The organism is Micromonospora sp. PLK6-60 (assembly GCF_019890675.1).
GTDB lineage: Bacteria > Actinomycetota > Actinomycetes > Mycobacteriales > Micromonosporaceae > Micromonospora.
Genome location: NZ_JAIOAA010000005.1, coordinates 331150 through 355879 on the forward strand (window position 1 = coordinate 331150; position 24730 = coordinate 355879).

The window sequence follows — 24730 nt, forward strand, 5'->3', positions numbered from 1 at the left end:
GACGGTCAGCGGACCGGGTGGCCAGCCCCGCGCAGCGCGTCCTTGACCTCGCCGACGGTCAGCTCACCGAAGTGGAAGACGCTGGCCGCCAGGACCGCGTCGGCGCCCGCGCCGACCGCCGGCGGAAAGTGCGCCACCTCGCCGGCCCCGCCACTGGCGATCACCGGCACGTCGACGACCCGCCGGACCGCCTCGATCAACGGCAGGTCGAAACCGGCCTTGGTGCCGTCGGCGTCCATCGAGTTGAGCAGGATCTCCCCCGCGCCCAGCTCGGCGCCGCGCCGGGCCCACTCCACCGCGTCCAGGCCGGTGCCCCGGCGACCGCCGTGCGTGGTCACCTCGAAGCCGCTCGGCGTGCCGCCGCCGTGATCGCCCCCGACGGTGCCCGGTGCGCGGCGCACGTCGAGGGAGAGCACCAGCACCTGCCGGCCGAACCGGTCGGCGATCTCGGCGATCAGCTCCGGTCGGGCGATCGCCGCGGTGTTCACCCCGACCTTGTCCGCCCCGGCGCGCAGCAGGGTGTCGACGTCGGCGACCGTCCGCACGCCACCGCCGACGGTGAGCGGGATGAACACCGACTCGGCGGTGCGCCGGACCACGTCGAGCATGGTGCCCCGGTCGCTGGACGAGGCGGTGACGTCGAGGAAGGTCAACTCGTCCGCCCCGGCCCGGTCGTACGCCGCGGCCAGCTCGACCGGGTCGCCGGCGTCGCGCAGGTCGACGAAGTTGACGCCCTTGACCACCCGCCCGGCGTCCACGTCCAGACAGGGGATCACCCGTACCGCCACCGTCATGCCGCGAGCCTATCCAACGCCACCGTCGGCGGCGGCCGCCGGATGAGGCCGGCCGGCCGCCGCCGGGGTGTTAACAAGGGGCCCCAGCTATACCGCAGGCGTTAACAGGGGGCCCGGCCTTACAGCCGGACGAGCATCTTGCCGAGGTTCTCGCCGCGCAGCAGGCCGAGGAACGCCTCGGGGGCGTTCTCCAGGCCGTCGACGATCGTCTCGTCGTACGACAGCTTGCCGTCCCGGAGCCAGCCGGCCACCTCCTGGACGAACTGCTCGCGCAGGTGACCGTGGTCACCGACGAGGAAGCCCCGCAGGGTCAGCCGCTTGCCGATCACCAGCGCCAGGTTGCGCGGGGCGGCCGGCGGCTCGGTGGCGTTGTACTGGGCGATCATGCCGCAGATGGCGGCCCGGCCGTGCAGGTTCATCGCCCCGATCGCGGCCTCCAGGTGGTCCCCGCCGACGTTGTCGAAGTAGACGTCGACGCCGTCCGGGGCGGCGGCCTTGAGCTGCTCGTACACCGGGCCGTCGTGGTAGTCGAAGGCCGCGTCGAAGCCGAGCGCGGTCAGCCGCTCGACCTTCGCCCGGGAGCCGGCGCTGCCGATCACCCGGCCGGCGCCGCGCAGCTTCGCGATCTGGCCGACCATGCTGCCCACCGCGCCGGCCGCGCCGGAGACGAAGACGGTCTCGCCCGGCTTCATCGCCGCCACGTCGAGCAGGCCGGCGTACGCGGTCAGCCCGGTCATGCCGAGCACCCCCAGGTACGCGGTGACCGGCGCGAGGCCCGGATCGACCTTGCGGGCGGCCGTGGCGTCGAGCAGCGCGTAGTCCCGCCAGCCCAGCCCGTGCAGCACGGTGTCGCCGGGCTTGAGACCGCCGGCCTCGCCGGCCACCACCTCACCGAGCGCGCCGCCGTCGAGCGGGGCGTCGAGCGCGAACGGCGGCACGTACGACTTGACGTCGTTCATCCGCCCGCGCATGTACGGGTCGACGGACATGAACTGGTTGCGGACCACGACCTGGCCCGGCCCCGGCGTCGGCACGTCGGTGGTGACCAGCCGGAAGTTCTCGGCGGTCGGCCAACCCTCGGGACGGGACGCCAGCTGGATCTCCCGGTTCACGCCGCTCATCGGGCCGCCCGGACGGTCAGCGTGACCTCGATGTTGCCGCGGGTCGCGTTCGAGTAGGGGCAGACCTGGTGGGCCGCGTCGACCAGCTGCTCGGCGGTCGCCCGCTCGACGGCGGGCAGGTCGACCAGCAGGGCCACGGTCAGGCCGTAGGCGCCGCTGCCGTTCGGGCCGATGCCCACCTCAGCCTCGACGACGGAGCCGGCGACGTCCGCCTTGGCCCGCTGGCCGACGATGCGCAGCGCGGAGTGGAAGCAGGCCGCGTAGCCGGCGGCGAAGAGCTGCTCGGGGTTGGCCGCGCCGCCGGCGCCGCCCATCTCCTTCGGCGCCGCGAGGTCGAGGTCGAGGGTGCCGTCCGAGGTGCGGACGTGGCCGTCGCGGCCGTCGCCGGTGGACTTGGCGGACGCGGTGTAGATGACCTGCATGGTCACTGCTCCTTCTGTCGGTGGATCGTCTCGGTGACCCGGGTGAGGGTGTCGCGGAGGCCGACCAGCTCGGCCTCGGTGAGGCCGGTGGCCACGGCCACCCGGCGCGGCACCTCGTCCATCCGCTCGCGCAGGGCGCGGCCCCGTTCGGTGAGGCCCACCTCGACCCGGCGCTCGTCGCGCGCCGAGCGGGACCGGGTCACCAGGTCGGCCGCCGCCAGCCGCTTGAGCAGCGGGGAGAGCGTGCCGGAGTCCAGATGCAGCGCGGCGCCGAGCTCGGAGACGGTGGGCGGCCCCTCGCGCTCCCAGAGCGCGATGAGCACCAGGTACTGCGGGTAGGTCAGGCCGTGCTCGTCGAGGATCGGGCGGTAGACGTCGGTCAGCGCGCGCGACGCGGCGTAGAGCGCGAAGCACACCTGCCGCCGCAGCACCAGATCATCGGTCACGTCCCCGACCGTAGCGCGCGATTAAGTTGTGCACAACTTAATCGCCGACGGGGCCAGGCCGAAGACCGCCACGAGGCCGACGCCCGGGGCCACCCACCAGGCCCGCCGAGGTCAAGAGACGGGGAGATACGCCTCCAACTCGACCTCGACCAGGAGGTCCGGGTCGATCAGGCCGGCCACCACGACCATGGTCGCCACCGGGCGGACCGCCCCGAACACCGCGTTGTGCGCCCGGCCCACCTCGTCGGCGTAGAGCCGGTCGGTGACGTACATCCGGGTCCGGATCACGTCGGTCGGCCCGGCACCCACCTCGGCCAGCGCGGCCAGGCCGATCCGGATCGCCTGGGCGGTCTGCGCGGCCGCGTCCCCGACGTGCGCCACCACGCCGTCCACGGTCGAGGTGCAGCCGGCCGTGACCGCCCGGTCGCCGGCCCGGACCACCCGGGAGTAGCCGTAGGCGGCCTCCCACGGCCCACCCGAACCCAGCCGGGTGACCGTGACCGAGGGGTCGGGCTCGGCGACGGCCGCGCTCACCCGGCGGTCCGCAGGGTCGCCAGCGCCTCGGCGACCGTGAAGGCGCCCGCGTAGAGCGCCTTGCCCGCGATCACACCCTCCACCCCCGCCGGCTCCAGGGTGGCCAGGGCGCGCAGGTCGTCCAGGGTGGACACGCCACCGGAGGCGATCACCGGGGCCGCCGTCCGGGCGCAGACGTCGCGCAGCAGGTCCAGGTTCGGCCCACGCATCGTGCCGTCCTTGGTGATGTCGGTGACCACATACCGGGCGGCGCCCGCCTTGTCCAGCCGCTCCAGCACCTCCCACAGGTCACCGCCGTCGCGGGTCCAGCCCCGGGCGGAGAGGGTACGGCCGCGCACGTCCAGCCCGATCGCCACCCGGTCGCCGTACTCGCCGCAGATCCGGTCGCACCACTGCGGGTCCTCCAGCGCGGCGGTGCCGATGTTGACCCGGGCCGCCCCGGTCGCCAGCGCGGCCCGCAACGACTCGTCGTCCCGGATCCCGCCGGAGAGCTCGACCTTGACGTCCAGCCGGCCCACCACGTCGGCCAGCAACGCCGCGTTCGTACCCCGGCCGAACGCGGCGTCCAGGTCGACCAGGTGGATCCACTCCGCGCCGTCACGCTGCCAGGCGAGGGCGGCCTCCAGCGGATCGCCGTACGCGGTCTCGCTGCCGGCGGCGCCCTGCACGAGCCGGACGGCCTGGCCGTCGGCGACGTCCACGGCGGGCAACAGGGTGAGCGTCAACGCTTCATCTCCTCGGTTCAGGAACGACGGTCCAGGGCGATCACCACGATCGCCGGCAGGACCAGCAGCAACAGCACGACCAGCGCCAGCCGCAGCGCCAGGTCGTCGACGAAACTCCAGATCCCGGCCAGCGCCACGCCGGTCAGCAGCACGATCCCCGCCCGCTCGCCCCGGGTGTGCCGGGGCAGCCGGCCGGACCGACCCAGCCGGACCCGCGGAGTCAACCGGCGCACCAGGGCCCGGCGGCGCTCCCGGCGGGCCACCCGGCGTTGCCGCGCCGCGCGCTCCGCGGCCTGCTGGGCCTCGCGGACCTCCCGCCGCCGGGCCCGCTCCTTACTCACCCGCGGCCATCGTTCGCGACTGCGGGGCTCGCAAGCCCGGCACACTCCTCGCGCTCACAGCGCCCCCATCGTTCGCGACTGCGGGGCTCGCAAGCCCGGCACACTCCTCGCGCTCACAGGGTGCCCAGCCAGTTGCGCAGGAGGGCGGCGCCGGTGTCGGCGGACTTCTCCGGGTGGAACTGGGCGGCCGAGAGCGAGCCGCGCTCCACCGCCGCGACGAAGCGGGCGCCGTGCTCCGCGGTGGTCACCCTCGCCCCGGCCGCCGCGAGCCCCGCCGCGTCGGTCGCCCCGTAGGAGTGGACGAAGTAGAACCGGGCGTCGGCCGGCAGACCGGCGAAGAGCACCGTGCCTGCCGCCGGGTCGACCGTGTTCCAGCCCATGTGCGGCAGCCGGGACGCCGGCAGCTTCGTCACCCCGCCCGGCAGCAGGCCCAGCCCCTTGGTGACCACACCGTGCTCGTCGCCGTGCTCGAAGAGCACCTGCATGCCGACGCAGATGCCCAGCACCGGGCGGCCGGCGGCGACCCGCTCGGCGATCACCGGCCCGGCGCCCAGCGCCTCGATCCCGGCCATGCAGGCGGCGAACGCGCCGACGCCCGGCACCACCAGGCCGTCGGCCGCCGCCGCGGCGGCCAGGTCGTCGGTCACCGACACGTCGGCCCCGGCGTGCGCCAGGGCCCGCTCGGCCGACCGCAGGTTGCCCGAGCCGTAGTCGAGCACCACCACCCGCCGTGGCGTGCCCATCAGCCCTCCCCGGGCAGCAGCCAGAGCACGCCGCCGACGGTCGCCAGCACCGCGAGCAGCGCGGTCACCAGCACCGCCCCGCGCGGTGCCTGCTGCCGGTGCAACGACCAGGCCCCGCCGACCAGCAGGCCGGCGAGGATCAGCAACAGTGTCGGCAGCACCGCACCCATCAGAGCCGCCCTTCATTCGCGACTGCGGGACTCCGCTGCGCTGCGTTCCTCGCGCTCATCAGAGCGCCCCCTTGGTGCTCGGGATGGTGCCGACGTTGCGCGGGTCGAGCGCGACGGCCTCCCGCAGCGCCCGGGAGACCGCCTTGAACTGCGCCTCCACCACGTGGTGCGCGTCCGGGTGACCACCCGGACGGGCCGCCCGCAGCACGTCCACGTGCAGCGTGAGCCGGGCCGACTGACCGAACGACTCCCAGAGGTGCCGGGTCATGCTGGTCGGGTAGACCGGCCCGATGTACGGCGCCAGCGCCGGCTCGTCGTGCACCACGTACGGCCGGCCGGAGACGTCGACCGCCGCCCGGACCAGCACCTCGTCCATCGGCACGGTGGCCGAACCGTACCGTCGGATGCCGGCCTTGTCGCCCAGCGCGCGGTCGAACGCGGCGCCCAGGGCGAGCGCGGTGTCCTCCATCGTGTGGTGCGCGTCGATCTCCAGGTCGCCGACTGTGTGCACGGTCAGGTCGAAGCCGCCGTGCCGGGCGATCTGGTGCAGCATGTGGTCGTAGAAACCGACACCGGTCTCGATGTCGGCCTTGCCGGTGCCGTCGAGGTCGATCTCGACAAGCACCTTCGTCTCGTTGGTGACCCGCTCGATCCGGGCGGTGCGGCTCATTGGACAGTCTCCATAGCGGCGAGGAAGGCGTCGGTCTCGGTCGGGGTGCCGGCGGTGACCCGCAGCCAGCCGGGCAGGCCGACGTCGCGGACCAGCACCCCGGCGTCGAGCAGGGTGCGCCAGGCGGCGACCTGGTCCCCGCCGACGGAGAAGAGCACGAAGTTGGCGTCGCTGTCGGCCACCCGGTGCCCGCGGGCGCGCAGCTCGGCGACGATCCGGTCCCGCTGCGCCATGATCGCGGTGACCGTGCCGAGCAGGGCGGCCCGGTGGGCCAGCGCCGCGCGGGCGGCGGCCTGGGTGAGCGCCGAGAGATGGTAGGGCAGCCGGACCAGTTGCACCGCCGCCACCACGGCCGGGTCGGCCGCGAGATAGCCGAGCCGGCCGCCGGCGAACCCGAACGCCTTGCTCATCGTCCGGGTCACCACCAGCCGTGGGTGGCCGGGGAGCACCGCCAGCGCGCTGACCGTGCCGGGCCGGGCGAACTCGGCGTACGCCTCGTCCACGATCACCATGCCGGGCGCCTCGTCCAGCACGGCGGCGACCACCGCCGGATCCAGCGCGGTGCCCGTCGGGTTGTTCGGCGAGCAGAGGAAGACCACGTCCGGCCGGTGCTCGCGGACCTGGGCGACCGCCTCGTCGGCGGTCAGCCCGAAGTCGGCGCCGCGCCGGCCCGGGACCCACCGGGTGCCGGTGCCGAGCGCCAGCAGCGGGTGCATCGAGTACGCCGGCACGAAGCCCAGCGCGGTGCGGCCCGGACCGGCGAACGCCTGGAGCAGCTGCTGCTGGATCTCGTTGGAGCCGTTGGCCGCCCACACCTGCTCGGCGGTGAGCCCGTGCCCCAGATAGGCCGCCAGGTCGGCGCGGAGCGCCGTCGCGTCCCGGTCCGGGTAGCGGTTGAGGTCGCGCAGCTCGGCCGCGACGGCCTTGCCGATCGCCTCCACCACCGGCTCGGGCACCGGGTAGGAGTTCTCGTTGGTGTTCAGCCGCACCGGCACGTCCAGCTGCGGCGCACCGTACGGCGTGCGCCCCCGCAGGTCGTCCCGGATCGGCAGGTCGTCGAGGGTGGTCACGGGCGGGCCTCCGGGAACCGGACGCTGACCGCCTGGCCGTGCGCCGGCAGGTCCTCCACCCCGGCCAGGGTGACCACGTGCGGGGCCACCTCGCGCAGCGCGTCGTGGGTGTATTCGACCAGGTGGACGCCGCGCAGGAAGGACTGCACGGACAGCCCGGAGGAGTGCCGGGCGCAGCCGCCGGTGGGCAGCACATGGTTGGAACCGGCGCAGTAGTCGCCGAGCGACACCGGCGACCAGGCGCCCACGAAGATCGCCCCGGCGTTGCGTACCCGCAGCGCCCACTCGCGGGCGTGCTCGGTCTGGATCTCCAGGTGCTCGGCGGCGTACGCGTCGACCACCCGCAGCCCCGCCTCGAGGTCGTCGACCAGGACGACGCCGCTCTGCTCGCCGCCCAGCGCGGCGCCGATCCGCTCGGCGTGCTTGGCCGCCGGCACCTGCCGGGCCAGCTCCGCGTCCACCGCGTCGGCGAGCGCCACCGACGGGGTGACCAGCACGCTGGCGGCGAGCGGGTCGTGCTCGGCCTGGCTGATCAGGTCGGCGGCGACGTGCGCCGGATCGGCGGTGTCGTCGGCGAGGACGGCGATCTCGGTCGGCCCGGCCTCGGCGTCGATGCCGACCACGCCGCGCACCAGCCGCTTGGCGGCGGTGACCCAGATGTTGCCCGGGCCGGTGATCATGTCGACCGGGTCGCAGCGCTCGGCGCCCGCCGGGTCGACGGTCGACCCGTACGCCAGCATGGCGACCGCCTGGGCGCCGCCCACCGCGTAGACCTCGTCCACGCCGAGCAGCGCGCAGGCCGCGAGGACCCGCTGGTCGGGCAGGCCGCCGTTGTCCTGCTGGGGCGGGCTCACCACCACCAGCGAGCGCACCCCGGCCGCCTGGGCGGGGACCACGTTCATCACCACGGTCGACGGGTACATGGCCAGGCCGCCGGGGACGTACAGGCCGACCCGGTCGACCGGCACCCAGCGCTCGGTCACCGTGCCGCCCGGCACCACCTGGGTGGTGTGGTCGGTGCGGCGCTGGTCGGCGTGCACCTTGCGGGCCCGGGTGATCGACTCCAGCAGCGCCGCCCGGACCTGCGGGTCGAGCGTGCCCTCGGCTTCGCGGATCACCTCCACCGGCACCCGCAGGTGCTCCGGGCAGATGCCGTCGAACCGTTCGCTCGCCTCCCGGATCGCCGGGTAGCCATGCTCCCCGACCGCCGCCACCAGGGGGCGGATCCGCTCGACGGCCACGGACACGTCGAGCTGGGCACGGGGCAGCAGGCGGCGCGGGTCACGGAACCCGCCGCGCAGGTCGATCCGGTTCAGCACCCTTGCGAGTCTAGGCGGCCCCGCGGCGGGCCGGCCCGCGCCGCCCGTACGCCGGGACGGTGAGCCGGGCCACGCCGCCACCGACGGCGGCGGCTAGGCTCGGAGCCGTGACCGCACGGCTGCCGGTGTTCCCCCTCACAACGGTGCTCTTCCCCGGGCTGGTGCTGCCGCTGCACATCTTCGAGGAGCGCTACCGCGCCCTGGTGCGCCACCTGGTGGAGCTGCCCGACGGCGCCCCCCGCGAGTTCGGCGTGGTGGCCATCCGGGCCGGCTGGGAGGTGGCGCCCGGCACCGGGCGGGCCGTGCCGGGCGGGGGCGAGGTGACCCTGCACGAGGTGGGCTGCACCGCCGAGCTGCGCCAGGTCACCGAGCTGGCCGACGGCGGCTACGACATCGTGACGGTGGGCCGGCGCCGGTTCCGCATCGCCGACGTCGACCCGCGTTCCGCGCCCTACCTGACGGCGGAGGTCGACTGGCTGCCCGAGCCGGCCGGCGCCGACGAGGGCGCCGAGCTGCTGGCCGCCCGGGTGATCTCGGTCTTCCGACAGTATTTGGGCCTGATCCGGCCCGACCCGGAGGAGATCTCCGAGCAGCTGCCGGAGGACCCCACCGTGCTGTCCCACCTGGTCGCGGCCACCGCCGCGCTGACCGTGGACGACCGCCAGCGGCTGCTCGCGATCGACGACACCGCCGGCCGGCTCCGCGCCGAGCTGCGGTTGCTCAACCGGGAGACGGCCCTGTTGCGCCAGGTCCGGGCGGTTCCGGTGCCGCTGACGGAGCTGGCGGGCCCGCCACCGGCACCGAACTGAGGCCGCCGGGCTCCGGCTCCGGCCGCAGCGACGGCCAGCGCGACCAGCCGGCCAGCAGGGTGTACGTGACGGCGAGGCCGAACGCCGGCAGCAGCAGGTTGCCGTGCGGGTAGGGCAGCACGCCGTGGAACCAGTCGATCCCGCCGGCACGCAGGTCGGCCGGCTTGGTGAAGGCCGTGCCGGGCGGCGCGCCGTCCAGCAGCCGCTGGTACGTGGACAGGCCGATCCGGCGGCCCAGCTGCCAGGCCACCAGCGCCGCGCCGAGCCCGCCGACCGTCCCGCCGACCAGCGGGCCCGGGCCCCGGGTGCGGCGCAGCAGGAACCACAGGGCCACCGCGGCGAGCACCCCGAAGCCCAGGCCGAGCAGGCTGAACCAGCCGTCCGCGGCGACCGGCTGCTCCGGCTGCGGCTGGGCGTACACCGCGCCCTGCGCCGTCTTGACCACCGGCGTGGCCGGCGCCGCCGCCGCCCAGAGCAGGCCCAGCGGGGCGCCCAGCACGGTCAGCGCGCCGAACGCGACCAGGCCGGCGCGCACGGCCCGGCGCCGGCCGCCCGGCGGCGGCGCGACCGGCTGCTCCCACCACCAGGGCACCGCCCCACCCGGGTCCGGCGCAGCGTACGGATCGGGCCTGGCGTGCGGATCGGCCATGGCATGCGGATCAGGCATGGCGTGCGGATCGGGCCTGGCCTGCGGATCGGGAACGCCGGTCGGCGCGGCGCCGGGGGCCGGGGTACCGCCCGGGGCCGGGTGCGACGGGGTGCCGGCCGGGCCGGTCGTCGGGGCGGGACGCGGCCGCTCGGAATCGGAGGTCTCCGGACTCACCCGATGATCCTCTCAGGCCGGGCCGCCCCCGCGTCCGCCGGTCCACGACGCGCTTCGGAAAACCCTGCCACCCCCGACGCCCGGTTGCTGCCTCGGCACAGGAGCCGCAGGCGGACAACGGCGCGAACGAAGCGCCCGGCCCAGTGCACGGTGATGTCCTCTCCGGCAGGCCCGCCGCCGGCACACCCACCGTCGATCATGAAGTACTGGCGCCTCGAATGTCCTGTGTGCGGCCTTCGCCAGGTACCACAACTCCATGATCGACCAGGTGAGGGGGCGGGGGGCGGGGCGGGGGGGGGCGGGGGGCGGGGTAGTGGGCGAAGGGTTCCAGCATTACGGCGGCGGCCTCCAGCCAGGCGGCCCGGGTCTCCGCCTGGAGCTGGTGGTACTCGATCGAGGAGCCGGTCTCCAGCGCCGGGTCGTAGGGCACCACGGCGACCGCCCGGGTGCGGGTGGCGAAGTGCCGCTCCAGGTCGGCCTGGAGGGTGGACCGGCCGGGCGTGGGACAGGAGATCAGGGTCACCGCGTTGTCGGCCAGCTCACCCATGCCGACCTCGTGCAGCAGGTCGAGCATCCAGTCGGCGCTGAACGCGGCGTCCTCCCGCGGCACCGTGGTGACCACCAGCTGGTCGGCGGCCTGCATCACGGTGCGCCAGTTGGCGCTCTCGACGTTGTTGCCGGTGTCCACGCAGACCACGTCGTGGGTGCGCCGCAGCAGCTCCAGCACCCGCTTGACGGTGAACTGGTCGAGCCGCTGGGCGAACCGGGGGCTCTCCTCCCCGGCCAGCACGTCGTACGAGCCGTCGGCGGCATGCCGGAGGTAGTCGTCCAGGTGCGCCAGCAGCGTGTCGCCCTCCATGATCTCGATCTGGGCGAGGTCGTGGATCAGGTGGCGGATGGTGCGGGCGTGTCGGGCGCTGCCGGCGCGCAGCCCCAGCGTGCCGCGCAGCTCGTTGTCGTCCCAGGCGAGCACCCCCTGCCCCCGTACGCTGCCCACCGTGGCGGCGGCGAGCACCGTCGCGGTGGTCTTGTGCACGCCGCCCTTGGGGTTGGCGAAGGCGAGCACCCGGGGGCTGCCCAGGTCCCGGCGGAGCACCCCGGCCGCGCGCTCCTGCTCGCGGTCCGGGCCGGCCCGCTCGCTCACCACGGCGGCGGTGGCGACCACCGGCGGGGACACCTCGACGGCGGCGCTGGCCCGGTACGCCGGCTCGACCGCCGGGCGGTACGCCGGCTCGGCCGGATAGCTCGGCTCGGGCCGCCACTCCGGCTCGAGCTGGCCGGGGCGGGCCGGGTAGGCCGGCTCGGGGGCGGACGGCCGCTGCAACGCCTGCGGCGGGTGCGCCTCGGGCCGGTAACCCTTCCCCTCCAGCAGCGCGTAGCGGGACTCCACCGGCGGCTCGGGCCGGTAGCCGTTGTCCAGCAGCGCGTACCGCGACTCGGCCGCCGGGTCCCGGTAGGGCGGCTCCGGCGGCGGGGCCGGCTCGCTCCGGTAACCGCCGTCGGCCCGGTAACCGCCGTCGGCCGGGTAGCCGCCGTCGGCCGGGTAGGGCTCGACCGGCGAGCGCGCCTCGGCCCGGTAGCCCGGGTAGCCGGACTCGCCGCGGTATCCCCCGTTCCCGTATCCGGACTCGGCGTGCCCCGGGTAGGACGAGTCCGGGTAGGACGGTTCCGGGTACGCCGGCTCGGCGGGGTGGCCGGGCTCCGCCCGCCAGGACGGCTCGGCCCGGTAGGCCGGGTCGACCCGGTAACTGCCCTCCGCCCGGTAGCCCTGCGGGTCGTACGCCGGCTCGGCCCGGCCGAACGCGGACGCCGGCTCGGCCCGGCCGAACGCCGACGCCGGTTCCGCCCGGCCGAACGCGGACGCCCGGCCGGAGTAGCCGTCGTCGGGCGCGCGCCGCGACGGTGGCGGTTCCTCGGCACGGCGGTCGGCGTCGGACTGCTCCGCGGCGCGGCCGCCGAGGCGCGCCCGGTCGAACAGCGCCCGCCAGCGCGGTGCTGGTTCGGCCGGCCGTCCCCAGCCGGTCTCCGTGCCGTCCAAGGCTCGCCCTCCCCCAGCGCCGTCGCTTCCCGCCTGACAGGCTACGAACGAAACCCTATGCGGACCACACCGGTCCGCGCACATCCCCCGCCCCCGGGCCACCCCGGGCGGGCGGAATCGGGCACATCGGCCGAGGTCAACGCGGCGGGCCCGGGGAGCCGCCGGAGTTCGCACCTTCTGTCGCACCTTCTGGAGATCGTGACGAACCGATCACATCCGGCGAGGCACCGGGCGTCGGACGGCCCGGTTCCCGGTCGGCCGGCGGCCGGGCCGTGTCCCGCTGCTCGGGCAGCGGCGGGGTGAGCACCGACCGGTCGAGGCGGCGCAGCTCGGGCGCCGGATCGACCACCCGCACCCCCGGCCGGGCGGCCAGCGCCCGCAGCGCGGGCGGATCGGCGCGCACCAGCGCGGCGTACACGCAGGCGCAGCCGGACCGGTACGCGGCAGCCTCGGCGGCGGCCACCCGGGCGCCGCTGTCGTAGCGCCGCCGCAGTTCGCCGTCGCGGTCCGTGGCATCGGTCAGCGCCGCCGCCCGGGCCCGCTGGTCGGCCGCCTCCCGGTCCTTGCGCCCGGCCACCTCGGTCATGCCGGCGCGCACGTGCTCGGGCACCAGTTGCACCGGGATCCGGACGATCTCGGTCTGCCGGTCGGGCAGCGGGACCCGGGCGACCACCTCGGCGACGGACACCCCGGCCAGCGCCGGCGCCAACGACCCCGGCGGCCGGTAGCCGGTGAGCGAGACCAGGGCGTACGCCTCCTCGGTGCCGCCGAGCGCCGCCAGCTCGGCGGCGGCGGCCCGCAGGTAGTCCGGCACCGATCCGCCGGCCACCACGCCGACCCGGGTCACCTCGCCCACGGTCGGGTCGCCCACCGGCGCCCGGGCGGCCGTCCGGGCGGCCACCGCCCCCACCGCGACCGCGCCGGCCAGCGTGGCGACGGTGAGCAGGCGCGGCCGGCGCCGGCGCGGCGCCGACCCGGCCAGCACGGCGGATGGTTCCCCTGGTCGGGTCATCGTCTTCCCGGTCAGTCGCGCAGGATCTCCAGCGCCCGGGCCAGGTCGTCCGGGTATTCGCTGACGAAGGTGACCTCGTCGCCCGTGCCCGGGTGCAGGAAGCTCAGCGACCGGGCGTGCAGCCACTGCCGGGACAGCCCGAGCCGGGCGGAGAGCGTCGGGTCGGCGCCGTAGGTCAGGTCGCCGACGCACGGATGCCGCAGCGAGGAGAAGTGCACCCGGATCTGGTGCGTACGCCCGGTCTCCAGCCGCACGTCGAGCAGGCTGGCCGACGGGAACGCCTCCAGCGTGTCGTAGTGGGTGACGCTGGGCTTGCCGCCGGAGACCACCGCCCAGCGGTAGTCGTGGTGCGGGTGCCGGTCGATCGGCGCGTCGATGGTGCCGCGCAGCGGGTCCGGGTGGCCCTGCACCACGGCGTGGTAACGCTTCTCCACCTCGCGGAACTTGAAGGCCCGCTTCAACGCGGTGTACGCCCGCTCGCTCTTGGCCACCACCATGATCCCGGTGGTGCCGACGTCGAGCCGGTGCACCACGCCCTGCCGTTCGGCGGCGCCGCTGGTGGAGATCCGGTGCCCGACCCCGGCCAGCCCGCCGATCACGGTCGGGCCGGTCCAGCCGGGGCTGGGGTGCGCGGCGACGCCGACCGGCTTGTCCACCACCACGATGTCGTCGTCGGCGTACACCACGGTCAGGCCGGGAACCGCCTGCGGCACCACGGTCGGCGGGGCGGCCGGGGCGGGCAGCGTCACCTCCAGCCAGGAGCCGGCCTTCACCTTGTGCGAGTTGGCCCGGGCGACGCCGTCGACAAGCGCGTCGCCGGCGTCGACGAGCGCCGCCGCCGCGGTGCGGGAGAGCCCGAGCAGCCGGGCCACCGCCTGGTCCAGGCGCATGCCGTCCAGGCCGTCCGGGACGGGCAGCGAACGGTGGTCGCCGCCGGTGGAGAAGGCCGAGGTCACGCGCGCCCCCGGGGCTCGTCGGCGGTCGAGTCGGCCGGCGCCGCGCCGGCCGGCTCCGCGTCGGTCCCGGCGTCCGCCGCGGCGCCGGCCCGGCTCCCGTCGCGCTGCCGGCCGGTCAGCTCCAGCAGGACCGCGAGCACCACCCCGCAGACCAGCGAGCTGTCGGCCAGGTTGAACACCGGCCAGACCTGACCGTACGGGTCGAAGAGGCTGATCATGTCGACCACGTGCCCGACGAAGTGGCCGGGGGCGCGGAAGATCCGGTCGGCGAGGTTGCCCAGCGCGCCGCCGAGCACCAGGCCGAGCGAGACCGCCCACGGCACCGAACGCAGCCGGACCGCCATCCAGCCGATCCAGGCGATCACCCCGATGGTGATCAGCGGGAACACCCAGGTGTGGTCGGAGCCGATGCTCCACGCCGCGCCGCTGTTGCGGGTCAGGGTGAGATAGACCGTCCCGTCGAGCAGGCTCACCGGGCCCCGGCCGCTGAGGTTCTGCAACGCCAGGTGCTTGGTGAACAGGTCGGCCAGGAAGGCCACCAGGGCGATGCCGACGAGGATCCCGACCGCCCGGCGTCGGGGTGTGCCGCCGCCCGGCTCGGCGGTCCCGGATCCGGCCTGTGGCGCTGCGGTCATCGGCTCCCCATCGAGGTCTTCCCGGCGGTGAGGCCTCACCGCCGACTGATCGGCCGCCGGGGAGCGGACCTCAGCGCCGCTCCTCCAGCTGCTTGCACTTCACGCAGAGGGTCGCCGACGGGAAGGCGGCGAGCCGCTCCACCGGGATCGGGTCGCCGCAGCGCTCGCACCAGCCGTAGCCGCCCTCGTCGAGCCGCTCCAGCGCCCGCTCGACCTGCGTGATCCGTTCCCGGATGCTGTTCGCGAGAGAGATCTCCTGCTCCCGCTCGAACGTCTTGGTGCCGGTGTCGGCCTGGTCGTCCCCGGCCGAGTCGGTCAGCCGGTCGCGCTGCAGCTCGGTGATCTCGCTCAGCGTCTGATCGTACTCGGCGCGCAACTCGTCCCGACGGGCCGCCAGGGCCGCCCGGATCTTCTCGGTCTCCGCCGCGCTGCGGGTGGCCTTCACCACCGGCTTACGGCCGGCGGTCCTGGTGTCGGCTGGCTTCGCCATGGTCAGCTCCCTCGGCCACGGGTCCCGCGGCGGTCGGCGGTGCGGAGGTGCGCCGCCCCGGCGTCCCCCACGTACATACAAAACGGGCACACGACATCGATGGCCGCGCACTCCGGAGGGTGGCAAGAATACGGAACGTACAGGCGTCCGACAACGTGCCGCACCGGCGCACCGTAATTCCACCGTGATCTGCCCCTAAGCAGGGCAAAAGGAACGCTAGCAGATCAATCGTCCCGGTCCTCGCCGTACTCGCCAAACCACCGGGCCAGACGACCCCGCCGGCTGATCGCGCGCAGCCGGCGCTCGGTCTCGTCGCGGGCCCCGGCGATGGCCACGATCAACAGGCTGTCGCCCACCTTCAGCCGGGTGTAGGGATCGGGCACGAACCCGGTGCCGTCGCGCAGCACCAGGGTCACCGAGGCGCCGACCGGCAGCCGCAACTCGTCCACGTGCACGCCGCTCAGCCGCGACCCCGGCGGCACCTCCAACTGGAGCAGGTCCGCCCGCATCCGCTCCAGCGGCGCGGTCTCCACCCGGATCTCCTCCGCCTCGGCCGGCGCCGTCACCCCCAACCGGCGGGCCGCCGGGGCGAGCGTCCCCGCCTGGAGCAGCGTGAAGATCACCACCAGCACGAAGACCGCGTCGAAGAGCCGGTCCGCGCCGGGGACCCGTTGCGACAGCGGGATGGTGGCCAGCACGATCGGCACCGCGCCACGCAGCCCGGCCCAGGACAGGAACGCCTGCTCCCGCAGGCCGACACGGAACGGCAGCGCGGCCACCGCCACCGACAGCGGCCGGGCGGCCAGCAGCAGCGCCAGCCCGGTGACCACCGCGGGCAGCACCGCGTCGCCCAGCCGGGCCGGCGTGGCCAGCAGGCCCAGCAGCACGAACAGGCCGATCTGGGCGAGCCAGGCCAGCCCGTCGGCGAAGCCGAGAATGGCCTGCCGGTGCGGCAGCCGGGCGTTGCCCAGCAGCACGCCGGCGACGTAGACGGCGAGGAAGCCCGAGGCGTGCAGCACCGCCCCGGCGGCGTACGCCAGCACGGTGAAGCCGACCACCGCGATCGGGTACAGCCCGGACGCGGGCAGCGCCGCCCGGCGCAACGCGAACCGGCCGGCGATGCCGGCCAGCACGCCGACCGCGGCGCCGGCGGCCAACTCGTACCCGACCAGCAGCACGTCGTACCACCAGGGGTGGCCGGCCGGCGCGTTGCGGGACAGCAGCACCACGAGGAGCACCACCGGGGCGTCGTTCATCCCCGACTCGGCCTCCAGCGCGGCCACCAGCCGGGGCGGCAGCCGCAGCCGGCGCAGGGTGGCGAAGACCGCCGCCGCGTCGGTGGACGACAGCACCGCGCCGTAGAGCAGCGCCAGCCGCCAGTCCAGCCCGAGCGCGAAGTGCACGATCAGCCCGACCACCAGGATGCTGACCAGCACGCCGACGGTGGCCAGGGAGGAGGCCAAGCCGAGCGCCGGGCGCAAAGTGCTCCACCGCGCGCTCAGCCCACCCTCCGCGATGATCACGATCAGCGCGCAGAAACCCAGCATCCGGGTCAGCTCGGCGTCGTCGAAGCGGATGCCCAGCCCACCCTCGCCGAGCGCCACCCCGAGCGCCAGGTAGACCAGCAGGCTGGGGACCCCGAGCCGGGTCGAGAAGCGCACCGCGCCGATCGCCACCAGCAGGACGCCGGCGCCGAGCAGCAGGGCGAGATCCAGCCCGTGCGTCACGGCGCGTCCTCCCGCAGCGCCGTCACCCGACCGATCCGTCGCGCAGCCGGGCCAGCGCCCCGGCCAGGCCGGGTGCCGGGCGCTCGACCAGGAAGAGCTTGTCCCGGCTGGCCGCGCCGGCGCGCAGCGACACCACCGACGGCCGTACGCCGAGCGCGTCGGCCAGGGCCCGGCGGGCCGCCTCGGTGGCCCGGCCGTCGACCGGTGGCGCGTTGACCGCGATGACGAGGGCGGGACCGTGCGGGCCGTCGAACCGGCCACCGACCCGGGTCCGGGAGGCGCCCGGTTTCACCCGTACGGCCACGGTGAGCGGGTCGTCGATGCCGGTCACGTCGGGGCGACTCAGCTCGGACGGGCGCCGGTGAGCAGGACGGTGTCCGGAGTGCACCGGCCGCACGGGGTGAAGCCCAGCTCGACCGCCTCGGCGACCGGCAACGCCTCGTCGTCGCGGCCGAGCAGGTGCCGGCAGCCCGCGAGGTGGTAGCGGGGACGGCCGTCGACCACCCGCACCTCGTCGACCAGCCCGGCCACCAGGGCGGCCCGCTCGGGGGTGACCGGCTCGGGCGGGGGCTCGTCGTCCGGGTCGGCCGGGGTCGGCGCGCGGCCCGTCGCCGACGCGCCGGCGGCGGCCGTACCGCCGGCCGGGTCCGTCCCCGGCTGATCGGCCCAGGGATTCGGACCGGCCGCGCCGGCCGGGGTCACCCGAGGACCGGTCGCGGCGTACGGATTCGCGCCGCCGGCGTACGGATTTTCCGCGCCGGCGTACGGCTCGTCGTCGTAGAAATCGTCGGCGAACGGGGCGTCAGCGTAGCGGCGACCGGCCGCCGGGCGGGGATCCGCGGCCGGCGGGTCACCGGCGGGCGGATCGAGGAAGGGGTCCGGTGCGGCCCGGAACGGATCGTCGGGATCGCCCCCGGCCGCCGACGGTCCGGGTGGTTGCCGCCACCCGGGCTCGTCGGTGCCGACCGTCGGGGGAACGTGCTGCACGGGGATGTCCCGCCGGGGCCCGGTCGGCGCGGCGCGACGAAACGGACCGGAGCGGCCCGCCGCCGAGCGGGCGGCGACCGCCTGGCGGGCGCCCACCACCAACGCGACGGCGGCCAGCAGGCTGGCCGCGATCGAGACGACCAGCAGCGTGCTGGAGCCACCGGCCAGGCCGAGGACGAGGAATCCGACGGCGACGAGGATGAGCAGCAGGCTTGCGACTATCACGGCTCACCCCCGCCGCGTCGTGTTGTCTGGCACGGTCGGCGGCCGTCGCTGTCGCGACGACCGCCGACGGGTGGATCAGCGGCCCGATTCGAGGGCGCCGCCGGAGCGGCCGCCGCCGTACGAGCCGGCGAGACCGGCTGCGGCGAGACCGTTGGTGCCGCCGGAGCGGTTGCCGCCCTCCACGCCACGGGTCATCTCGGCCTCCAGGCCCTGCCCCCGGCCGTCGAGGTCGCGCAGCTGGCTCTCCAGGTAGGCCTTGAGGCGGGTGCGGTACTCGCGCTCGAACTGCTTGAGCTCCTCGATGTGCTTCTGCAGCGCGGTGCGCTTGGCGTCCAGGCCGCCCATGGCCTCCTGGTGCCGCTGGCGGGCGTCCCGCTCCAGGGCGTCGGCCTTGGCCCGCGCCTCGCGGGTGACCTCCTCGGCCTTGGTGCGGGCCTCGGACAGCAGCTGGTCGGCCTCGCGACGGGCGTCGGAGACGTGGTCGTCGGCGGTCCGCTGGGCCATCATCAGCACCCGCAGTGCCTGCTGCTCGCCGTCGGCACCGGTGGGCACCCCCACGCCCGGGCCGCCGGTGGAGCGGACCTGCTCCAGCTCGGCCTGCATCGCACGGGCCGCCTGCTCGGCCGCCGCCTTGTCACGCTGGACCCGGTCGAGCTGGGCCTTCACGTCGTTGAGCTCGGCCGCGAGTCGGGCGTCGCCACCGGGGCCGGCGGGCGCACCGCCACGGCCACCGCGCTCCACCTGGGCACGCAGCTCGTTGTTCTCCTCGATCAGACGGGCGAGCTCGCGCTCGACCTCGTCCAGGAAGGCGTCGACCTCCTCCTCGTCGTACCCCCGCTTACCGATCGGCGGTTTCTTGAAGGCGACGTTGTGTACGTCGGCCGGGGTCAGCGGCATCGAAACTCCTCGGGTCAGTTGCGGCCGCGCAGTGGGCTGTCCCACCGGGTCGTTCACCGGAGGATCAGCCCCTTCAACACGAACTCCATCAGCACGAACAGGATAACCAGGAGCACAAGGGAGGCCAGGTCGATGCTCACGGTACCAATTCGCAATGGAGGGATCACTCGCCTCAACGCCTTGAGAGGCGGATCAGTGACGCTCCACACGGATTCAAGTCCGGCGGCCGCTCCCCGGCCCGGCTGCCAGCGGCGACCGTACTGGAGCACGGCGCTGAGGACAAATCGGGACAAAAGCAGGAGCAGGAACACGTACAGGATCAGGTAGAGAACCTGTAGCAGGATCGACAACACGGCAGGCGACGTCCCTCGGCTAGCTCAGGCTGAAAAAGCCGCCCTCAGCGATCTTGGCCTTGTCCTCCGCGGTGACCTGGACATTGGCCGGTGAGAGCAGGAACACCCGGTTGGTCACGCGCTCGATCGTACCCCGCAGCCCGAACGCCAGCCCGGCGGCGAAGTCCACCAGACGGCGGGCGTCCGCCTCGTCCATCTCGGTGAGGTTGATGATCACCGGAACGCCGTCCCGGAAGTGCTCGCCGATGGTCCGCGCCTCGCGGTAGGTGGTCGGGTGCAGCGTGGTGATCTGGTAGCGCTGCTCCTCCTCCACCGGGACGACCCGCTCCCGCGGCTGCGCCTGCGGCGCGAGGGCGAGGTTGTCCCGGGTGTGGTAGGTCAGCGCCCCCGAGGTCTCCCCGGCCCCGGACCGGGTGATCGACCGCACGCTGGACCGCTCGACGCGCTCCACCCGCTCCGGGCGGTCGTCGTCGCCCCGGTCGCCGTCCAGGCCACGGCCGGTGGACCGCTCCCCGAGCCGGCCGCGCTCGCCCAGCCGCGGTCGCGGCGCCGGCGGCTCCTCGGACTCCTCGTCCTCGTCGTCGGCGAAATCCTCGGCGTACCGGCTGCTCGACCGGTACCGCGACTCGCGGTAGCCACCCTTGTCGTAGCCGCCGTCGTCGTAGCCCCGCTCGTCGTCCTCCTCGACGAGCCCGAGCCAGACCCCCGCCTTGCGCAGTGCACCCATCCCGCGCCCTTCCGTCCGCCGTGCGGCACGCACCCCCGTGCCGTGTCGCTTGATCACGAGTGGACAACGATGATGCCCACCGGATCGGATCGGCAATCCCCTGGCGGCCGGTTCGCGTTCCGCCCGCCACGCCCCCCGAACAACGGGGAAGCCGATCCAAAACAACACTGATGTAATTTGCTTCTCTCGCGGTCAGGCTACCGCAGCGTGGGGCGCATTCCGAGCAACGCGCTGCCGACGCGGACATGTGTCGCGCCGAACCGGATGGCGATTTCCAGATCCGCGCTCATTCCGGCGGAGAGCGCCGTGGCGCCCGGATGGTCCCGGCGGACCGCCGCGGCCACCTCGGCCAGCCGGGCGAAGGCCCGCTCCGGCTCCCAGCCCAGCGGCGCCACCGCCATCAGACCGGCGAAGCGCACCCCCGGCGACCCGGCCAGCGCCCCGGTGACCGCGCCGAGCCCACGATCCGGGTCGGCCGAGTCCGGCACCGCCCCGCCGCGCGCCGGGTCGCCGTCGATGCTGACCTGGGCCAGCACCTCCAGCGGCCGGTCCCGGGCCGCGGCGGCCCGGGCCAGCGCGCCGGCCAGCCGGACGCTGTCCACCGAGTGGACCACGTCGGCGTACCGGACCACGGAACGGCACTTGTTGCGCTGCAACTGGCCGATGAAGTGCCAGCGCGGCGCGACCCCGGCCGCGGCGACCTCGGCGGCCTTCGGCGCCGCCTCCTGGTCGCGGTTCTCCCCCACGTCGGTGACCCCGAGCCCGGCCAGCGCGACCACGTCGCCCGCCGGGTAGGTCTTGGTGACCGCGATCATGGTGACCGCCGACCGGTCCCGGCCCGCCGCCAGGCAGGCGTCCGCGATCCGGGACCGGACCTGGCCCAGGGCGGCCGCGAGCTCGGCCCGTCGGTCCGGCCGCACCGTGGCGTCGTACTGCGTCATCGGTACGGCTCAGGACCCGTTCTTGAGGAAGTCCGGCACGTCGACGTCGTCGAAGAGCACCCGACGCGGCGACTGGGCCGGCGCCGGCATCGGCGTCGGCGACGCCACCGGGGTGCTCGGCTGGGCCGGCTGGTTCTGGTTGGTCTTGCGGGCCGGCTCCGCCGCCTTGTACGCGGGCGTGCCGCCGTCGAAGCCCGCCGCGATCACGGTCACCCGCACCTCGTCGCCGAGCGCGTCGTCGATCACCGCACCGAAGATGATGTTGGCGTCCGGGTGGGCCGCGTCGGTGACCAGCTGGGCGGCGTCGTTGATCTCGAACAGGCCCAGGTCGGAACCGCCGGCGATGGAGAGCAGCACGCCCCGCGCGCCGTCCATGCTCTGCTCCAGCAGCGGGCTGGAGATGGCCGCCTCGGCCGCCTCGACGGCCCGGTTCTCGCCCCGGGCGCTGCCGATGCCCATCAGCGCGCTGCCGGCGCCGCTCATCACGCTCTTGACGTCGGCGAAGTCCAGGTTGATCAGGCCCGGCGTGGTGATCAGGTCGGTGATGCCCTGGACACCGGAGAGGAGCACCTGGTCCGCGGTGCGGAAGGCGTCCATCATGCTGATGTTGCGGTCGCCGAGCGCGAGCAGCCGGTCGTTCGGGATGACGATCAGCGTGTCGCACTGGTTGCGCAGCTCGTCGATGCCCGACTCGGCCTGCACCTGGCGGCGCTTGCCCTCGAAGGAGAACGGCCGGGTCACCACGCCGATGGTCAGCGCGCCCAGCTTGCGGGCGATGTTGGCCACCACGGGCGCGCCGCCGGTGCCGGTGCCACCGCCCTCGCCGCAGGTCACGAAGACCATGTCGGCGCCCTTGAGCACCTCCTCGATCTCGTCGCGGTGGTCCTCGGCGGCGTTCTTGCCGACGTCGGGGTTGGCGCCCGCGCCGAGCCCGCGGGTCAGCTCCCGGCCGACGTCGAGCTTGACGTCGGCGTCGCTCATCAGCAGCGCCTGCGCGTCGGTGTTGATCGCGATGAACTCGACGCCCTTGAGCCCAACCTCGATCATCCGGTTGACGGCGTTGACGCCGCCGCCACCGATGCCGACGACCTTGATGACCGCCAGGTAGTTGTGCGGAGGTGTCATCTCCGGTCCTTTCCGTCGAGATTGGCGTGGGCCGACCGGGTACGGCTTGGCCAGACCGGCGGCCGACCCGACAGTCCCCAGTGGAGGATCGGGGGTGAACCCTAACCCTCTACTAGAGGCTTACAGTTATGTCAACCACTGATCCTCTTCGGGGCAACGTAAGCGCACCCACGCCGAGAGCCAAGGACCCGCCCGGCGTGTCGCCGCCCTGAGCGGGACGGTTCACGTCCCGCCCCCCGCCGACCCGGACCACGGGCCGGTCGCGGTGACCGCCCGATCACTTGAAGGTCACCACGTCCGGCGCGCTGACGTCGATGGTGTCGACTTCCCGACCCAGCAGCGCGGCGGCCACCCGCGCCTTGTCGGTCCCCCGGCTGGCGTCGCCCCAGAACACCGTCCGGTCACCGGCCAGGCGCAGGCTGATCCGGGCCAGCCCGTCCACGTCGACCTCGCGCAGCACGGCGCGCAGCGGCGACGTCACCGCGGCGAGCACCGCCAGCCCGGCCCTGGTGTCCGGGTCGTCCGGGCCGGGCCGGGCCACCCGCAGCAGCGGCAGGTCGGGCGGCTGCTCGTCGGCGGTCCGGAAGACCACCCCGCTGCCGTCGACCACCGCGTACCGATCCCCCTGCGGCACCGCCGCCACCGGCCGGCGCTCCACCACCCGGATCACCAGCCCGTCCGGCCAGTCCCGGCGCACCGTCGCCCGCTCCACCGGCGCCAGGGCACCGATCCGCCGGGCCGTGGCGGCCAGGTCCACCCGGGCCAGCGGCTGGTCGTCCGGCACCCCGGCCGCCTCCCGCACCTCGACCGGGGTGACCAGCTTCGCCCCCTCCACCCGGACCCGCTGCACCCCGAACAGCCCGGTGCCGAGCAGGGTCCAGGCGACCAACCCGGCCAGGGCCAGCACCCCGGCGGCGACCGCCCAGGGCAACGCGGCCCGCATCCGGCGCTGCCGGGCCCGGGCCATGAACCGCCGGGTGGACGGCGGCACCGCGTCCGTACCGGCCCGGATCAGCTGCCAACGCCGCACCGGTGCGCCCGACCCGGGCGTACCTGGGCGAGCCGGCCGCCCGCGCCGGGGGCCGCCGGAGTCGCCGCCGGCGCTCCGGCCGCGCGCCGGCCCCGGGCTCATCCGGCCGGGGTGGCCGGGTCCGCCGCGACCGCGCCCAGCGTGGCCGTGCCGGCGCCCTCGGCCCGGGCGGCCAGCGCGTCGAGCAACTGGTCCCCCATCAGCGAGATGGGCGGCGCGCCCATGGTGACCACCACGTCGCCGGCCCGCGCCCGGCGCGCCACCTCGACCGGCGCGTCGTCCCACGAGTCGACGAAGACCTTGCGGTCGGCGGGCAGCGGCACCTCCGCGATCAGGGCCACCGAGCCCTCGCCCGGCCCGCGCAGCTCACCGGGGCCGAAGACCTCCAGCAGCACCACCTCGTCGGCGATGCCCAGGGCGGCGGCGATCTCGGCCTGGTTGTCCCGGGTCCGGTAGAGCCGGTAGGGCTGGAACACCACGATCAGCCGGCCCTCCCCGGCCACCTCGCGCAACGTCTCCAGCGCCAGCCGCATCGAGGTCGGGTGGTAGGCGTACTCGTCGTAGACCAGCACACCGTCCGCGACGCCCTTGCGCTCGAAGCGCCGCCGCACCCCGGGGAACGCGCCCAGCGCGGCCTCCGCCGCGGTCAGCGGCAGCCCGAGCAGGTACGCGGTGAGCACCGCCGAGGCGCTGTTGAGCCCCATGTGCCGGCCCGGGATGGGCAGCCGGATCTCGCCCAGCGACGTGCCGTCCACCTCGGCCAGGAAGCGCACGCCCCGGGCCGACGAGGCCATCTCGCTCATCCGCAGGTCGGCGTCGGGCGCCTCGCCGTACGTCCAGACCCGGCGCCCCTCGGACCGCAGCGTCTCGGCCAGCCGCCGCCCGCCCGGGTCGTCGGCGCAGGTGATGATGAAGCCCTCCGGGTCGGTGAGCCGGGCGAACTCGGCGAAGGTGGCCTCCAGGGTGGCCAGGTCGCCGTAGGTGTTGAGGTGGTCCGCCTCGACGTTCGTGATGATCGACACGTACGGGCGGTAGATCAGGAACGACCGGTCGCTCTCGTCCGCCTCCACCACGAAGTATTCGCCGGTGCCGTGGTGGGCGCTGGAGGCGGCCTCGGAGATCTCGCCACCGATCACGAAGGACGGGTCCACACCGGCCTGCTGGAGCACCATGGTCACCATCGAGGTGGTGGAGGTCTTGCCGTGCGTACCGGCCACCGCCACCGTGCGCCGGCCGGTCATCGCCGCGGCGAGCGCCTCGGAGCGGTGCAGCACCAGCAGCCCGCGCCGGCGCGCCTCGACCATCTCCAGGTGGTCCTGCGGGATGGCCGTCGAATAGACCACCGTGTCCACGCCGTCGAGGTTGGACACCTCGTGGGTCATGTGGATGGTCCCGCCGAGGGCGCGCAGGCCGGCCAGCGAGGGCCACTCCCGCAGCTCGCTGCCGGAGACCGGCAGGCCCCGGGTGAGCAGGAGCCGGGCCAGGCCGGCCATGCCGACGCCGCCGACCCCGATCAGGTGGATCCGGCCCAGGTCCTCCGCCGTACGGGTGCCGGCCGGGCTGAACTGCGCGGTGTTCATGCGGTGTGCCTTTCGGTCGC

Annotated in this window: 28 protein-coding genes and 1 pseudogene; 1 reads left to right on the plus strand and 28 read right to left on the minus strand. The window is 74.9% G+C overall.

Going from position 1 to position 24730, the window contains the following annotated elements:
- Positions 1 to 5 precede the first annotated feature (5 nt).
- The 12 genes from hisF to hisD all read right to left on the minus strand — a co-directional run bounded on the left by hisF (position 6) and on the right by hisD (position 8355).
- A complete protein-coding gene (hisF, locus tag K7640_RS12950; protein ID WP_222955019.1) occupies positions 6 to 794 on the minus strand; it encodes an imidazole glycerol phosphate synthase subunit HisF in 789 nt (262 codons plus the stop codon).
- A gap of 119 nt (positions 795 to 913) precedes the next feature.
- Positions 914 to 1915 carry an NADP-dependent oxidoreductase gene (locus K7640_RS12955; protein WP_222955020.1) on the minus strand — a complete coding sequence of 334 codons (1002 nt, stop codon included), beginning with the start codon at positions 1913 to 1915 and terminating at the stop codon, positions 914 to 916.
- On the minus strand, positions 1912 to 2337 hold the full coding sequence (locus K7640_RS12960) for an organic hydroperoxide resistance protein (RefSeq protein WP_222955021.1): 426 nt from the start codon (positions 2335 to 2337) through the stop codon (positions 1912 to 1914). The genes K7640_RS12955 and K7640_RS12960 overlap by 4 nt, the downstream gene beginning before the upstream one ends.
- A 2-nt stretch (positions 2338 to 2339) precedes the next feature.
- On the minus strand, positions 2340 to 2783 hold the full coding sequence (locus K7640_RS12965; protein WP_222955022.1) for a MarR family winged helix-turn-helix transcriptional regulator: 444 nt from the start codon (positions 2781 to 2783) through the stop codon (positions 2340 to 2342).
- A 111-nt stretch (positions 2784 to 2894) separates the two neighbouring features.
- Positions 2895 to 3317 carry a Rid family hydrolase gene (locus K7640_RS12970; protein ID WP_222955023.1) on the minus strand — a complete coding sequence of 141 codons (423 nt, stop codon included), beginning with the start codon at positions 3315 to 3317 and terminating at the stop codon, positions 2895 to 2897.
- The gene (gene priA, locus K7640_RS12975) at positions 3314 to 4042 is read right to left on the minus strand and encodes a bifunctional 1-(5-phosphoribosyl)-5-((5-phosphoribosylamino)methylideneamino)imidazole-4-carboxamide isomerase/phosphoribosylanthranilate isomerase PriA (protein ID WP_222955024.1); all 729 of its coding nucleotides are present in this window, start codon (positions 4040 to 4042) and stop codon (positions 3314 to 3316) included. The genes K7640_RS12970 and priA overlap by 4 nt, the downstream gene beginning before the upstream one ends.
- 17 nt (positions 4043 to 4059) lie before the next feature.
- On the minus strand, positions 4060 to 4383 hold the full coding sequence (locus K7640_RS12980; protein WP_222955025.1) for a hypothetical protein: 324 nt from the start codon (positions 4381 to 4383) through the stop codon (positions 4060 to 4062).
- Between the two features lie 113 nt (positions 4384 to 4496).
- Positions 4497 to 5126 (minus strand): imidazole glycerol phosphate synthase subunit HisH, encoded by a 630-nt coding sequence (gene hisH / locus K7640_RS12985; protein WP_222955026.1) that lies wholly within the window; start codon positions 5124 to 5126, stop codon positions 4497 to 4499.
- Complete coding sequence (locus K7640_RS12990) at positions 5126 to 5287, minus strand: hypothetical protein (protein WP_222955139.1); 162 nt, start codon at positions 5285 to 5287, stop codon at positions 5126 to 5128. The genes hisH and K7640_RS12990 overlap by 1 nt, the downstream gene beginning before the upstream one ends.
- Before the next feature lie 67 nt (positions 5288 to 5354).
- Positions 5355 to 5966, minus strand: coding sequence for an imidazoleglycerol-phosphate dehydratase HisB (hisB, locus tag K7640_RS12995; protein ID WP_222955027.1), 612 nt, complete (start codon positions 5964 to 5966; stop codon positions 5355 to 5357).
- Positions 5963 to 7036 (minus strand): histidinol-phosphate transaminase, encoded by a 1074-nt coding sequence (locus K7640_RS13000; RefSeq protein ID WP_222955028.1) that lies wholly within the window; start codon positions 7034 to 7036, stop codon positions 5963 to 5965. The genes hisB and K7640_RS13000 overlap by 4 nt, the downstream gene beginning before the upstream one ends.
- Positions 7033 to 8355, minus strand: a complete 1323-nt coding sequence (gene hisD, locus K7640_RS13005; RefSeq protein ID WP_222955029.1) for a histidinol dehydrogenase — start codon at positions 8353 to 8355, stop codon at positions 7033 to 7035. Before hisD ends, K7640_RS13000 begins: the two co-directional genes overlap by 4 nt.
- Before the next feature lie 107 nt (positions 8356 to 8462).
- Between hisD and K7640_RS13010 the strand changes: the two genes are divergently transcribed.
- Positions 8463 to 9164, plus strand: a complete 702-nt coding sequence (locus K7640_RS13010; protein WP_222955030.1) for an LON peptidase substrate-binding domain-containing protein — start codon at positions 8463 to 8465, stop codon at positions 9162 to 9164.
- On the opposite strand, the gene K7640_RS13015 is transcribed toward K7640_RS13010, so the two are convergent.
- From K7640_RS13015 to murC, 16 genes and pseudogenes are all read right to left on the minus strand, one after another.
- A complete protein-coding gene (locus tag K7640_RS13015) occupies positions 9076 to 9831 on the minus strand; it encodes a DUF2567 domain-containing protein (protein WP_308042535.1) in 756 nt (251 codons plus the stop codon). The genes K7640_RS13010 and K7640_RS13015 overlap by 89 nt on opposite strands.
- A 352-nt stretch (positions 9832 to 10183) precedes the next feature.
- The gene (locus K7640_RS13020) at positions 10184 to 12025 is read right to left on the minus strand and encodes an AAA family ATPase (protein ID WP_222955031.1); all 1842 of its coding nucleotides are present in this window, start codon (positions 12023 to 12025) and stop codon (positions 10184 to 10186) included.
- Positions 12026 to 12161: 136 nt separating this feature from the next.
- Entirely contained in the window at positions 12162 to 13037 is an 876-nt protein-coding gene (locus tag K7640_RS13025; protein ID WP_222955032.1) for a hypothetical protein, read from the minus strand.
- A gap of 11 nt (positions 13038 to 13048) precedes the next feature.
- A complete protein-coding gene (locus K7640_RS13030) occupies positions 13049 to 13927 on the minus strand; it encodes an RluA family pseudouridine synthase (protein ID WP_255608933.1) in 879 nt (292 codons plus the stop codon).
- Positions 13928 to 13989: 62 nt separating this feature from the next.
- Complete coding sequence (gene lspA, locus K7640_RS13035; protein WP_222955034.1) at positions 13990 to 14628, minus strand: signal peptidase II; 639 nt, start codon at positions 14626 to 14628, stop codon at positions 13990 to 13992.
- Between the two features lie 70 nt (positions 14629 to 14698).
- The gene (locus K7640_RS13040) at positions 14699 to 15118 is read right to left on the minus strand and encodes a TraR/DksA C4-type zinc finger protein (RefSeq protein WP_222955035.1); all 420 of its coding nucleotides are present in this window, start codon (positions 15116 to 15118) and stop codon (positions 14699 to 14701) included.
- Positions 15119 to 15342: 224 nt separating this feature from the next.
- Positions 15343 to 16845: a potassium/proton antiporter gene (locus tag K7640_RS13045; protein WP_222955036.1), complete on the minus strand. Its 1503-nt coding sequence runs from the start codon at positions 16843 to 16845 to the stop codon at positions 15343 to 15345.
- 22 nt (positions 16846 to 16867) lie between these two features.
- A complete protein-coding gene (locus K7640_RS13050; RefSeq protein ID WP_308042536.1) occupies positions 16868 to 17176 on the minus strand; it encodes a DUF167 domain-containing protein in 309 nt (102 codons plus the stop codon).
- A gap of 11 nt (positions 17177 to 17187) precedes the next feature.
- Positions 17188 to 17424: pseudogene (locus K7640_RS30175) on the minus strand (hypothetical protein); the annotation flags it as partial.
- Positions 17425 to 18132: 708 nt separating this feature from the next.
- Positions 18133 to 18954 carry a DivIVA domain-containing protein gene (locus tag K7640_RS13060; protein WP_222955038.1) on the minus strand — a complete coding sequence of 274 codons (822 nt, stop codon included), beginning with the start codon at positions 18952 to 18954 and terminating at the stop codon, positions 18133 to 18135.
- Between the two features lie 53 nt (positions 18955 to 19007).
- Positions 19008 to 19307 carry a YggT family protein gene (locus tag K7640_RS13065; protein ID WP_222955039.1) on the minus strand — a complete coding sequence of 100 codons (300 nt, stop codon included), beginning with the start codon at positions 19305 to 19307 and terminating at the stop codon, positions 19008 to 19010.
- 19 nt (positions 19308 to 19326) lie between these two features.
- On the minus strand, positions 19327 to 20034 hold the full coding sequence (locus K7640_RS13070) for a cell division protein SepF (protein ID WP_222955040.1): 708 nt from the start codon (positions 20032 to 20034) through the stop codon (positions 19327 to 19329).
- 197 nt (positions 20035 to 20231) lie between these two features.
- A complete protein-coding gene (locus K7640_RS13075) occupies positions 20232 to 20975 on the minus strand; it encodes a YggS family pyridoxal phosphate-dependent enzyme (protein WP_222955041.1) in 744 nt (247 codons plus the stop codon).
- A gap of 9 nt (positions 20976 to 20984) precedes the next feature.
- Positions 20985 to 22100, minus strand: a complete 1116-nt coding sequence (ftsZ, locus tag K7640_RS13080) for a cell division protein FtsZ (RefSeq protein WP_222955042.1) — start codon at positions 22098 to 22100, stop codon at positions 20985 to 20987.
- Positions 22101 to 22377: 277 nt separating this feature from the next.
- Positions 22378 to 23232: a cell division protein FtsQ/DivIB gene (locus K7640_RS13085; protein WP_222955043.1), complete on the minus strand. Its 855-nt coding sequence runs from the start codon at positions 23230 to 23232 to the stop codon at positions 22378 to 22380.
- A complete protein-coding gene (gene murC, locus K7640_RS13090; protein ID WP_222955044.1) occupies positions 23229 to 24710 on the minus strand; it encodes a UDP-N-acetylmuramate--L-alanine ligase in 1482 nt (493 codons plus the stop codon). Before murC ends, K7640_RS13085 begins: the two co-directional genes overlap by 4 nt.
- Positions 24711 to 24730: the final 20 nt, after the last annotated feature.

Excerpts from the sequence above, each read along its gene's own strand:
- hisF (WP_222955019.1), bottom strand. The coding sequence starts at position 794 with ATGACGGTGGCGGTACGGGTGATCCCCTGTCTGGACGTGGACGCCGGG.
- K7640_RS12955 (WP_222955020.1), bottom strand. The coding sequence starts at position 1,915 with ATGAGCGGCGTGAACCGGGAGATCCAGCTGGCGTCCCGTCCCGAGGGT.
- K7640_RS12960 (WP_222955021.1), bottom strand. The coding sequence starts at position 2,337 with ATGCAGGTCATCTACACCGCGTCCGCCAAGTCCACCGGCGACGGCCGC.
- hisH (WP_222955026.1), bottom strand. The coding sequence starts at position 5,126 with ATGGGCACGCCACGGCGGGTGGTGGTGCTCGACTACGGCTCGGGCAAC.
- hisB (WP_222955027.1), bottom strand. The coding sequence starts at position 5,966 with ATGAGCCGCACCGCCCGGATCGAGCGGGTCACCAACGAGACGAAGGTG.
- K7640_RS13015 (WP_308042535.1), bottom strand. The coding sequence starts at position 9,831 with ATGCCTGATCCGCATGCCATGGCCGATCCGCACGCCAGGCCCGATCCG.
- K7640_RS13025 (WP_222955032.1), bottom strand. The coding sequence starts at position 13,037 with ATGACCCGACCAGGGGAACCATCCGCCGTGCTGGCCGGGTCGGCGCCG.
- K7640_RS13030 (WP_255608933.1), bottom strand. The coding sequence starts at position 13,927 with ATGCGCCTGGACCAGGCGGTGGCCCGGCTGCTCGGGCTCTCCCGCACC.
- lspA (WP_222955034.1), bottom strand. The coding sequence starts at position 14,628 with ATGACCGCAGCGCCACAGGCCGGATCCGGGACCGCCGAGCCGGGCGGC.
- K7640_RS13040 (WP_222955035.1), bottom strand. The coding sequence starts at position 15,118 with ATGGCGAAGCCAGCCGACACCAGGACCGCCGGCCGTAAGCCGGTGGTG.
- K7640_RS13060 (WP_222955038.1), bottom strand. The coding sequence starts at position 18,954 with ATGCCGCTGACCCCGGCCGACGTACACAACGTCGCCTTCAAGAAACCG.
- K7640_RS13070 (WP_222955040.1), bottom strand. The coding sequence starts at position 20,034 with ATGGGTGCACTGCGCAAGGCGGGGGTCTGGCTCGGGCTCGTCGAGGAG.
- K7640_RS13075 (WP_222955041.1), bottom strand. The coding sequence starts at position 20,975 with ATGACGCAGTACGACGCCACGGTGCGGCCGGACCGACGGGCCGAGCTC.
- ftsZ (WP_222955042.1), bottom strand. The coding sequence starts at position 22,100 with ATGACACCTCCGCACAACTACCTGGCGGTCATCAAGGTCGTCGGCATC.
- K7640_RS13085 (WP_222955043.1), bottom strand. The coding sequence starts at position 23,232 with ATGAGCCCGGGGCCGGCGCGCGGCCGGAGCGCCGGCGGCGACTCCGGC.
- murC (WP_222955044.1), bottom strand. The coding sequence starts at position 24,710 with ATGAACACCGCGCAGTTCAGCCCGGCCGGCACCCGTACGGCGGAGGAC.